Raw genomic sequence first — 10,800 nt, forward strand, 5'->3', positions numbered from 1 at the left:
CGAGGCGGTATCATGCCCCGTGCGCCGCGTGACGACGATCGCGCTCGTCCTTGTCCTTGGCTGCGCGGCGGCCGCGCTCGCGCAATTCGGATTCGACCGCTTCGGTGAACGCGTCGGCGGCCGTTACGATCCCCTCCCCAACACGCCCTACGACGGCCGGTTCCAGTTCGTCCGCGTGCGCTACCGGCCCGCGCCCGGCGGCTACTGGCCAGCCCGCCGGCCGTCCTGGATTCACGGGTACCCGCTCGCCGAACGCAACCTGATGAAGATCATGAACGAGGTGAGCTACCTCGGCGCGCGCGACGAGATCAACACCGTGACGCTCGACGATCCGGCGCTCTTCAAATATCCGATCGCGTACCTGATCGAAGTCGGGTGGTGGACGGTGACAGACCGCGAAGCCGCAGGCCTGCGCGCCTGGCTGCACAAGGGCGGCTTCCTGTTCATCGACGACTTCAAGACGGAAGGCTGGCGCGGCGTGCCGGGCGGAGGCTGGGAGCCGTTTGCCGCGACGATGAAGCGGGTGCTGCCGGAGGCGCAGTTCCTCGACATGAAGCCCAGCGATCCGGTGTTCCACGCGTTTTTTGAGATCAACGACCTCGACCACTTCCCGCAGGCGTACGTCGGCGGCGATCCGATTTTCAGGGGCATCTTCGAAGACAACGATCGCAGCAAGCGGCTGATGGCCATCATCAACTACAACACCGACGTCTCGCAGTTCTGGGAGTGGTCCGGACGCGGACTCCGTCCGTTCGATCAGACCAACGAAGCGTACAAGCTCGGCGTGAACTACTTGATCTACGGCCTCACGCACTGACGCGCGCCCAAAATCCCGTCAAGGTCACCCCGGCGGCGGCAGGCGGTAGAATGGGCCGCCTTTTAGCTGTCCTGTCAGGAGGAGACGCTGTGTTGAAGAAACTGTCTGTCATCGCCCTGTGCTTCGGGTCGCTGTCCGCGCCCGCGCTGGCTCAGGATGCAAGTACCGTAATCGCGAACGCGCAGAAAGCCCTGGGCGACGTAAAGGCGATCACGTACTCGGGGTCTGCGAAGGACGTGGCGTTCCAGCAGTGCGGCGCCAACTCCACCGACATGATCTGCAAGGACACCCACAACCCGATGCGGCCGATCAACAACTATGTCCGCGTTATCGATCTGACGGCGCCGGCCTCGCGCCACACCGGAGCGACAAACAATATCGGAGCCGGCGGCTCAACAACCTTGACTCCGGGAACATTTTTCGCGCAGGTCACGCCTCAGCAGGCGGATGTCTCGCAACCCTGGGCGAATTCTCTGGAGTTCTACATCACGCCCTGGGGGTTCCTTAAAGGCGCCGCCGAAAACAACGCGACCGTCAGCCGCAAAAAAGTTGACGGCAAGAATTACAACGTCCTGAGCTGGAGTCCCAAGGTAAAGGCGCCATCCGGCAAAAACTACGTCATCAACGGCTACGTCGATGAGCAGAACATGGTCGACCGGGTCGAGACCTGGTTGGGCGAAAACATCATGGGTGACATGCATATTCTTGCCACCTACAGCGGCTGGAAAGATTTCGGAGCAGCCATGGCGCCTTCGAAGATCGTGCAGACCCGCGGTGGCTGGCCCTTCTTCGAAGTGACCGTGAGCGCTGCGAAAGCGAATCCGTCCGACATCGCGACCCTTGCCCGGGCTCCTGCTCCTGCAGGCGGCCGTGGCGGTGCAGGTGGAGGAGGCGGCGGGGGCGCGGCAGCGCCGGCGATGACGGTGACGACCGAAAAGCTGGGCGATGGTCTCTACCGGCTCACAACGGGAGCCGGTAGCTACGACTCCGTCGTCGTGGAGTTTAAAGACTACGTAATGATGCTCGAAGCCGGACAATCCGAGGCTCGCGCCCTGGCCTACGTCGCCGAAATAAAGAAGCTGTTTCCGAACAAGCCGATCCGATACGTCTTCAATACCCACCCGCACGCCGATCATACCGGCGGATTGCCCGTGCTGGTGGCCGACGGCGCCACGATCATCACCCAGAAAAACAACGCCGAGTTCCTGGATCGAGCGCTCAACACTCCGAGAACGTTGATGAGTGACACGCTCTCAAATAATCCGAAGAAGGCAAAAATCGAAGCAGTTGAAGAGAAGAAGGTCTATTCCGACGGGACGCGGACGGTCGAGATCTATCATGTCGCGCCCGTTCCGCACTCGAACGGTCTGATGATCGCCTACATTCCCAAGGAAAAGGTGCTATTTCAGGGCGACTTCTCGATAAACCCCGGTGAACCCGCCAACGATCACGTCAAAGCGCTGGCTCCGGTCCTGAAGCGGCTCAACCTGGACTTTGAGCGCTACATTAACGTGCATACCTCCGCCGCTCCCCAGACCAAGGCGGACTTCTGGAATGCTGTGGGGAAAACGGGGAGTTAACACTCGCCTTCAACATGGTGTGTGAGCGACCCCCTGCCGGCTCCGCCGGCTCTCCTCCTGTGTTAGGGTAATAATATAGTTGACTCATTACTCATTGTGCGGTAAAGTTCTCTGCATGCGAGAACTCAGAACACTTCAACAGGCGATTGTCTTCTTTTCTGACCCCAAACACTGCCTTGATTATCTCGCCGATATGCGTTGGCCTGATGGCATTGTGATTTGCCCAACCTGCGGAGCAGATGACGTCAGCTTTATCGAAACACGCCAAATGTTTCAGTGCAAAAATAAGCATCCACGCAAGCAGTTTTCCATCAAGGTCGGCACGATCATGGAAGACTCGCCGGTTGGCTTGGATAAGTGGCTTCTTGCGATGTGGATGGTCACCAACTGTAAGAATGGCGTTTCCTCTTACGAGATTCACCGGGCGATTGGAGTAACACAGAAATCCGCATGGTTCATGAATCATCGCATCCGACTGGCGATGCAGGGTGACGTTGTACCTGAAATGGGCGGCGAAGGGGAAACCGTAGAGATTGACGAAACCTATATCGGTGGACTCGCCCGCAACATGCACAAGGATAAGCGCCTTAAAAAGTTCCAGGAAGGCGCTCTCACGGGCGGTGCGGGAAAAACTGCGGTTTTTGGTTTGCTCGAACGGAACACCGTTACTGGCAAAAGCAAAGTCCATGCGCGAGTCATACCCCAGCAATGGAAGAGCGAAGCGCTGGAGATCATTCGCGAAACCATAAAGCAGGGCTCTAATGTTTATACCGATGAGCACGGCACATATCGCCATCTTCGCGAGGAAGGTTTCTATCATGCCTTCGTGGCACATGCCGAAAAGTACGTTGACGGCGCCGTCCACACAAACGGCATCGAGAATTTCTGGAGTCTCTTGAAGCGCGGTATCAAGGGCACCTATGTTTCCGTTGAACCCTTCCATATGTTCCGTTACTTGGATGAGCAAGCCTTTCGATTTAACGAACGTTTCGGCAATGACGGTGAACGCTTTGAAGCCGTCGTGAAGCAAATCGTCAACAAGCGACTTACCTTCGATCAATTGACAGGTAAGCAGGAGTCTCAAACGGCGGGGTTCTAGCCACGTCGTGAATCGCCGTCAGAAGCGCGGGAAGCGGAAACCTTAGCGGGTTTCCGCTTTTACCACAAAAAATAGCCCTTCTAGTGCTTTACACAGGAAGCGCCAGCGGTCCATTTCCTCTCCGTTCGAAACCAAGACACACTTTTTATCTTTATTGAGTGTCAGCCGGGCACGACGCACTTCTTGCGATCTACTGTCCTGGACGACAATTTCATCTTCCAAGAGAACAAATGTAACGGACGATGCATAGGGTCGATTCGCCTCACGCATGACCGAGAACTCGCCTATCTGGCTCACAATTACTTTGAAGCCATAATTTTCCCTTGGAAGTGCGTTTCTTTTTTCTACGCTTTGCCTCGCATCGCTTTCAAGTAACTTGAACACCTCCTGCGATGAGCAATCATACCTAGCCTGGACCCAGTCAAACTCTTTCGTGTTTTCCATCCTTGATCCTCTTTTTCGATTTTTTCTTTTCTGACTTGTAGTGTCCGCGTGAATCAGCGGCAAGGCGTCGGTCGAGTTCTTCCTTTGATACGGACAGAATCTTTTTCACGACGTTGTTAAATCGCTCGAATTCTGTTTTACCTTCGGCGTTGATTTTCATTGTTCGTCTGGTGGCTCCGGTGCTGGAAAGTTCAATATGAATCCATTGGGCACGCAGTCAATATTTTCAAGGTGTTCCTTGATTTCATTGAACGCCCACGGTTCAAAATAGTAGCCAAGAAATCCATTGGTTGAAAACATTCGTCGCAAAAATGGACGGACATCGTCGTCGTTATACTTGCCGTCATATCGGTCCGCGAGAATTCGATACGTTTCGTATGCGATTAGATCGGCTGGCTGTAGGCCTAGGTGGTCCTCCCATCCTCCGGGGGCGCATGTCGCTAGTCTGCGATGAAATGGCCACTCTTTTGAGTCCTTCATCTTATAAAAGATTTCCACGGCTTCGTTTTCATGCTCGTTCCTGTCGAGAATGACGGCAAATTTATCATCCGGACCAAAATGTCGCCTGAATTCCATTTCTTGTGCAATGAGCGCTATTGCACTTTTGAAACATGCTAAATATGGATGGCCGAGTTTTCTGCGACCTTCCTCGCTTATGATGGCCCGGTACTCGCGTGGCAGCATTCCGCAGCTAATTGCGTGGATCTTTCTGCCCTGGTTCAGCACTATGTCAAGTAGAGCCTTCGAGTAGTCGCGCTGCTTGTCCTTTAGCCAATCTTTAAATTCACCTTCTCGCGCATTTACCTGAGCTGCGTGATAGCGACCAACGCCAAATTGCATATTTATCGGTGCCCACTGTTTCTCAATGTCAGTCCACGCCGATTCGCCTGCGAACACTCCGCCAACTACGTACGCGCGCGGAACATGTGGCTTGCTGCCGAGTTGGTGAAAGGCTAAACCTATGTTTGCAGGATCTAACGCGGGATCAGAATCGTAGCTTTCGTCACAGTAGAATCTAAACAGCGCCATATATCGGGCTCCTGACGGGTTTAATACTTCGGCAATCTCCTTGAGGGGAATCATTCTGCCCCTCCTAGCCCATCATCGTCTTGACCTGATAATGAGTCAACTATATTATTACCCTGTGTTAGGGGGAGAGTTACTGTCCCCCTAATATAGGGGGACAGCCGCGAAGCGGCAGGGGGTCGCTCACACAACCATCTTGATCACTCACCGGTTCCGGATCGTGGCCAGCGTCCGGGTAATCTTCGACACATTGGCGCCTCGCGGATATGCCAGATACCGCGGCTTCCACACGGGCTGAAAACTTTCAATCTGCTCCCGGTCGATTGTGGCTACGGTCAGGCTTGCTTCCTCAAACCCCGACTCTTTCAACAGACGCAGAGACTCCACCACGAAGGCCCGGACAATTTCATGAGGCGTATGCCGCCGCTGGCGCAGGATGGCCAGCACGACGGCTTTACCATTCTTATAAGGCAGCCAGGTGCTGAATGCCTCGATGCGATAAGGATTGCCGAGAACGAAGACCGGGCCTTGCCCGAGTTGCTCCAGCGAGAAATTCCCGGCTGTAAAGCCCGTCTCGCCCATGTGCCGCAGCTCCAGCCAGTCTTCGGTCACTTCTTCGAGCTGTTCGTCGATCAGCGGATCCGTTCCAGCTGCGCGATCGTATCGCTGCACAATGCCGAGAGAGCGAATGTTCACAGAATGCTCAAACGCCAAAAGATTCACAATGGCCTCTTCGGACACTCCAGAGGATTGCCACTTGAGCGAGTGATAAACCGGCAGCCGCTCTTCGGCGGCAAAGTATACACACGGAGTCCAGCCGTGCCTTCCGCAATGGTCGATGTAATCCTGGACAGCCCTGGCAAAGAGATCGTCCGATACGAGGGGGTCGCCGCAGGCCATCGCGATCGAACCGCCGGTGGCAAATGCCACCAGACCCTGTCGTTCGGCCACCAGCAGGTGATGCTTATCGCGCTGAATTGCAAGTGCAGAGACCGATTCCTTGCCATAACGTTCGAATATTCGATCGATGTCGGCTTTCGGCGCTTCGAGCCTGTCCCTTGAAATGAACGGCCGCAGGATGAGGATGAGAATGTAGAGACGCGTGATCCATCCAGCGAATTGCAATGAGTTCAGGAACAGCCGCGCGTAACGCGTTACGGGGACAACGTCCGGTTTGACGATCAGAATGCCGCCTCGAACCGCCTCCGTAAAGGGCGTCGCGCTGGCCGGCCAGTGGAACTGCAGCGAGGTGGCGGCGAAGCCTGTTAAACCGTAAAAGAAAACCATCAACAGAAGCAGAGGCGTCACCATCAGACCCTTGCGCAATGACGCCGGATCGGATCGCGTATAGAAGCGCCGCCGGAAGTAAATCAGGTAGACGAGCAGAATGAGAGCGATGAGCGAGTTTTGCACATCGAAACCGCTGGTGACGTGAAGGAGGAGGGAAAAGGACAGCGCAATGACGGCCACCCACCAGGCGAGTTGTTTGCGCTTGGCGAGATTTTGAGTCACCTGCAACAGGGCCACGCCGGTAAAAAGCATCAGGGTCCGGCTGCCTTGCGATACTTCGAGCGGCAGCCATCCCCGCACGCCGCGTAACAAGGTTTCGGAGCTGGGCAGAATGGCGGCGAGAATGTTGAGCGCGCCCATCAAGCCCATCACGAACGGAATGGCATTGTGAAGATCCGACCACTCGAGGTTTTCAAATATCGAACGGACGCGTTGAATATGGCGCCACGCAAAAAACACCGCCAGGATGCCAAGGCCGCCGACCAGCGCCGTCAACGTGTAATGGCGCGCGCCGCGGAGGAACCCCGTTAACTCTTCACCGAAGTAATATCCGGCAACCGAAATCGGCACGACCCAGAGCAGGCCCGCAATGACATTGATGACGGTGAAGCGCGCCGCGGGCATGCCGAACGCGCCGCAGGCGGCGGGAATGACAATGCGGAAACCGAAAACGAACCGGCTGATGAGAAGAACCCAGTTATCCCGGTGCGCAACCCAGTCGATAATCCTCCGGTAGGGCGAGTTCTTCGGAAACTTTGCTTCAAACCAGCGGCGGCCGCGGACCCGTGCAGCGGTGTAATAGAATTGCGCGCTCAGTGTGTTCGCGGCGAGCGCGACCAGGGCGACGGTCCCGATGTTGAAGTACCCCCGGCTCGCCAGCAGCGAGCCGGCAACAAGGACGGCCTCGCCTTCAACGATCACCCCCGCAAACAACAACACATAACCGTATTTAAGGAGTAACAGCTCCACTTTGGTTTTTAAGAGGCTTCACAGCCCGGTTATCTGGATCCCGCTTTCCTTAACTTTGTTGGCTCTGTTGATGGAAAGCAAGAGCACGGTCATGCGCTCGAGATGCCCTGCCACTTCAAGCGGGCCGGCGTCAATGGGATGGAGTCCCATCGACCGGATCAGTTCGATCACTTGCGGCTTCCTTGCGCCGCCGCCGGCGACCAGTACGTCGTGCGAAATCCCGGGATGCCGCAGCACACGATGAGAAACAGTCTGAAACGCCGCGAATACCGCGGCTCCGGAAACCATTGCAGCCGTCTCCTGTGCCGCCGCCCTGCCGGATCCGGTCTTGATCTGAAGCAGGTTGGCCGGATCGATCGGCACAGTCGCATCGATGATGATTTTGTCCGGAAGCGCATCTTTCAGAGACTCGAACAACGCGCCATGTCCGGCATAAGGGACCGAGACCAGCGCCGCTTCGCACCAGGAAGCCGCGTCGAGATTTGTCAGACCGCGAACGCCGGGAAGGGGTCGTGCGGCCTCCTCCGCCTTTGCGGCCTCCCGTGAGCCGATCACGACTTCATGCCCCGAGGTGCTCAGACGAAGAGCGAATCCGAGTCCGAGCTTGCCCGTTCCTCCAAGTATTGCAACCTTCATAAAAATAGATCCTTTTCGATGGGCCTCAGCAGAGCTCCCGCATGACTCTCCGCCTTCTCCCATTCAAAACCGCGAATGATCGCGGCAGGCGTCCGCGAGATCTTGCCCATGGCCAGACCCGCGCCGGCGGACAGCGCGTCCGCAGCAGCCAGCAAGGTGACGCGTAAATCGTGACCGAACGCGTCTGTTTTTCCGCGAAAGTCGATAAAAGGCGGAACACCCGCGATGCCGATCGCGACGTCCACCAGGCCTTCCCGCCAGGCGCGCCCGAAAGTATCTGTAATGATGATGCCACATCCCAGCACGCGTGCCAGCTCGCGGGCGGAACGGTCCGGATCTTTCGGAAGAAGGGTGACCGTTGCGGTTCCGTTTACATTCGATTGGTCGATACCGGCATTGGCGCAAATAAACCCGTGATGGGTTTCGCAAATGATCACTTCGCCGCGCATCCGAACGATCCGCCGGGACTCCCGGCGGATCAGTTCGACCAGGCGCGGATCTTTCGACATTCGCCGGGCGATGGCAAGGCTTTCGTCCGACGGCTCGACACTTTCGAGCAGAACGATTCGCCCTTCCGCTTTCGAAACGATTTTTTGAGTAACCGCAAGAATGTCCGTTTCCAGAAGTTCCAGCCCCGACACACGAATCGCATCCGCCAGCGAGCGGGCGAGATCGGTTTCCGGCTGGATCTCCGGAACATGTTGAATTGGAAGGAATTCCAAGGTCATGAATCTGGAAGCATAGATGAATGAGCGAAGGAACCACAAGAAGCACAGAAGGCACAAACAAGCCCCGCATTGCTTGCGCCTTTTGTGCTTTTTGTGGTTTCTTCCCGGTCGTTCAGGAGAATACACCCGCGCGCAGAGCGCTTGTAGACCCGGACAAATACCGCCACGTTTCGCTGTCCTCCCGCGGGTTTTCCATGAAAGCCCGGAGGTCTTCCGGCGTGTCGATATCGAAGGCGATACCGGGGAGATCCATGACATCGGATTGCAAACCCGCAGCGGCAATTTTCGAGAGGTGGCGGCGAAAGCTTCCTTCGCCGTATTCCATGGAAATGCGGGCCGGCGGAATGAAAAGAATTCCGTTTGTGCCGGTCCAATCACGCGAGGGCATCAATGTGACCGGCTCGGATGCGGCGTTCAAAGCGAAATCGATTTCGCTGGGAGAAAGCCTGGGAAGATCACCCGCGATGGCGAGGATGTTTGACGAAGTCGGCGAGAATTCAGCGATCAATTGATTGATGGCGGCGCTGTGGCCGTCGACGGATTTCTCCATGATGGTCTGGAAGCCCAACGCTTCCACCATCGCACGGACTTCGTCGGCAGCAGTAAAGACAACAATCCGTTCCGGAACACGCGCGCGGCCGAGGGCACTTAGAACATCTGCCAGCATTGCGCGCGCCAGGCCGGCACGGGCCCGGCCATCCAGTGCCGGAGTCAGCCGTTGTTTTGCACTGCCGAATTCTTTAACGGGCAACAGAACTGTTTTCATCGATGATAAACCTTGCCAGCCGCCCGGCGGCCGCGTCGTCGGACATTACAATATCCGTAATCTGAACGCCAATGCTGTCATATCGAATGGCAGCCGCGAGCTGCGAATCGCGACTGTCGATGACGATATTATCGAGAAACTCATGGTAATAGCGGGCGACGCCCGCTGCAGAAACTTCATAACCGCAGGCTTCCATCAATTTGGCGGCCGGGCCGCTGAACGCCGCATTTCCGATCAGCGGACTGATCGCAACCACTTCAGCCCGGGTGCAGCGCAGCGCGTCGCGAATTTCGTGCACCGCCAGCATCGGACCGATGCTGGTGACCGGATTACTCGGCGCAATGACAACCAACTGTGCGTCATGAATGGAACTCAGGACCGCCGGTGAGGCATGAGCATCGGCGGCGCCGGTATAGCTCACCCCCTGAACATCAGGTTTCCAGTGCTCCCGGACGAAAAATTCCTGAAACCCGAGGGTGCCCTCCGGCGTTTCGATTTTCGTCCGCACAGGATCATCGCTGGCAGGGAAAACCGCCGCGCGGACGCCGATGGCTGCAGCCATGCGGGCTGTGACTTCGGTCAGGGTCAGCCCAGATCGCAACAATTCCGTGCGGGCGATGTGCGTTGCGAGATCGCGGTCCCCGAGGCGGAACCAGGTCGGCAGCGCATACGCGCCAATCTCGTCGAGGCAGCGAAACGTCTCACTGCTCAGGCCCCAGCCTCGCACGGCATCCAGTTTTCCGGAAAGCCCGTAGGTAATCGAATCGATGTCCGGGCTGACGTGCAATCCCCAGACGGAGGTATCGTCGCCGACATTGACGATGACATGAATGTCTTCCTGAGGTATGACCTGAACCAGACCGCGCAGGAATTTCGCCGCGCCGGTGCCGCCGGCAAGGACGGTGTAATGGGCTTCACTCACCCGAACATTCTACGCGGCACGCAACCTGGGGGGCCAGAGGTCGAGAAGGGCCGGAGGGACTACTTGCTGGACATCTTCGATTTCGCCTTCCGTCGCCTTTCGATCGAGCAGACGAAAAACGGCGCGCGCAACGGTTTCCGCGTTTGAAGTGCTGTCGCCCTCGCGGGCCATGTACGTCGAGAGGATGGCAAAGAAGTCATTCCGGTTCCGCAATGGCAACGGCTTTCCATGCGGATCCCAATGCTCGAAATAAAGCCCGCGAATCAGCATCGGAAGCTGCTCACCGAGATAAAGAGCCTCGTCTTCGGTAAGATGGTCCCGCAAAGCGTGCAAAACGCTCCGGAGTGTAAGGTACGTTTTCCTGTGATCGGACGAATTCAACTCCAGCATCAAGTCTTTGAGCCAGCTATTCGTGCGTTGGATAGTGGAATCGAAAACATCCAGACCTGTAAACTTCATGCAAACCCAAGAGCACGTTGGATGCCGCCTGGTTCAGAATGTTAACTTTTTTAGCCGCAGATGA

At 56.6% G+C, this 10,800-nt stretch carries 12 protein-coding genes; 3 read left to right on the plus strand and 9 right to left on the minus strand.

All coding sequences use genetic code 11. The annotated features are described in order from the left end of the window. From VGK48_03785 to VGK48_03795, 3 genes are all read left to right on the plus strand, one after another. The coding region (locus VGK48_03785; protein ID HEY2380285.1) for a DUF4159 domain-containing protein at window positions 1–817 on the plus strand (817 nt) is incomplete at its 5' end. An 89-nt stretch (window positions 818–906) separates the two neighbouring features. Continuing rightward, on the plus strand, window positions 907–2,397 hold the full coding sequence (locus tag VGK48_03790) for an MBL fold metallo-hydrolase (protein HEY2380286.1): 1,491 nt from the start codon (window positions 907–909) through the stop codon (window positions 2,395–2,397). Window positions 2,398–2,512: 115 nt separating this feature from the next. Further along, window positions 2,513–3,496, plus strand: a complete 984-nt coding sequence (locus tag VGK48_03795; protein HEY2380287.1) for an IS1595 family transposase — start codon at window positions 2,513–2,515, stop codon at window positions 3,494–3,496. 42 nt (window positions 3,497–3,538) lie between these two features. Here VGK48_03795 and VGK48_03800 read toward each other — a convergent pair whose 3' ends face one another. From VGK48_03800 to VGK48_03840, 9 genes are all read right to left on the minus strand, one after another. Continuing rightward, the gene (locus tag VGK48_03800; GenBank protein ID HEY2380288.1) at window positions 3,539–3,940 is read right to left on the minus strand and encodes a hypothetical protein; all 402 of its coding nucleotides are present in this window, start codon (window positions 3,938–3,940) and stop codon (window positions 3,539–3,541) included. Continuing rightward, window positions 3,918–4,100, minus strand: coding sequence for a hypothetical protein (locus VGK48_03805; protein ID HEY2380289.1), 183 nt, complete (start codon window positions 4,098–4,100; stop codon window positions 3,918–3,920). Before VGK48_03805 ends, VGK48_03800 begins: the two co-directional genes overlap by 23 nt. Beyond that, on the minus strand, window positions 4,097–5,023 hold the full coding sequence (locus VGK48_03810; protein HEY2380290.1) for a DUF3800 domain-containing protein: 927 nt from the start codon (window positions 5,021–5,023) through the stop codon (window positions 4,097–4,099). Before VGK48_03810 ends, VGK48_03805 begins: the two co-directional genes overlap by 4 nt. A 147-nt stretch (window positions 5,024–5,170) precedes the next feature. Continuing rightward, window positions 5,171–7,225 carry a phosphatidylglycerol lysyltransferase domain-containing protein gene (locus VGK48_03815; GenBank protein HEY2380291.1) on the minus strand — a complete coding sequence of 685 codons (2,055 nt, stop codon included), beginning with the start codon at window positions 7,223–7,225 and terminating at the stop codon, window positions 5,171–5,173. An 18-nt stretch (window positions 7,226–7,243) separates the two neighbouring features. Continuing rightward, window positions 7,244–7,861: an NAD(P)-binding domain-containing protein gene (locus VGK48_03820; GenBank protein ID HEY2380292.1), complete on the minus strand. Its 618-nt coding sequence runs from the start codon at window positions 7,859–7,861 to the stop codon at window positions 7,244–7,246. Further along, complete coding sequence (gene cofE, locus VGK48_03825; protein ID HEY2380293.1) at window positions 7,858–8,589, minus strand: coenzyme F420-0:L-glutamate ligase; 732 nt, start codon at window positions 8,587–8,589, stop codon at window positions 7,858–7,860. Before cofE ends, VGK48_03820 begins: the two co-directional genes overlap by 4 nt. A gap of 112 nt (window positions 8,590–8,701) precedes the next feature. Further along, window positions 8,702–9,355, minus strand: a complete 654-nt coding sequence (gene cofC, locus VGK48_03830) for a 2-phospho-L-lactate guanylyltransferase (GenBank protein ID HEY2380294.1) — start codon at window positions 9,353–9,355, stop codon at window positions 8,702–8,704. Continuing rightward, a complete protein-coding gene (cofD, locus tag VGK48_03835) occupies window positions 9,330–10,277 on the minus strand; it encodes a 2-phospho-L-lactate transferase (GenBank protein HEY2380295.1) in 948 nt (315 codons plus the stop codon). The genes cofC and cofD overlap by 26 nt, the downstream gene beginning before the upstream one ends. Window positions 10,278–10,286: 9 nt before the next feature. Then, complete coding sequence (locus VGK48_03840) at window positions 10,287–10,736, minus strand: DUF2267 domain-containing protein (GenBank protein ID HEY2380296.1); 450 nt, start codon at window positions 10,734–10,736, stop codon at window positions 10,287–10,289. Window positions 10,737–10,800: the final 64 nt, after the last annotated feature.

This window comes from Terriglobia bacterium (genome assembly GCA_036496425.1).
Taxonomy (GTDB): domain Bacteria; phylum Acidobacteriota; class Terriglobia; order 20CM-2-55-15; family 20CM-2-55-15; genus 20CM-2-55-15.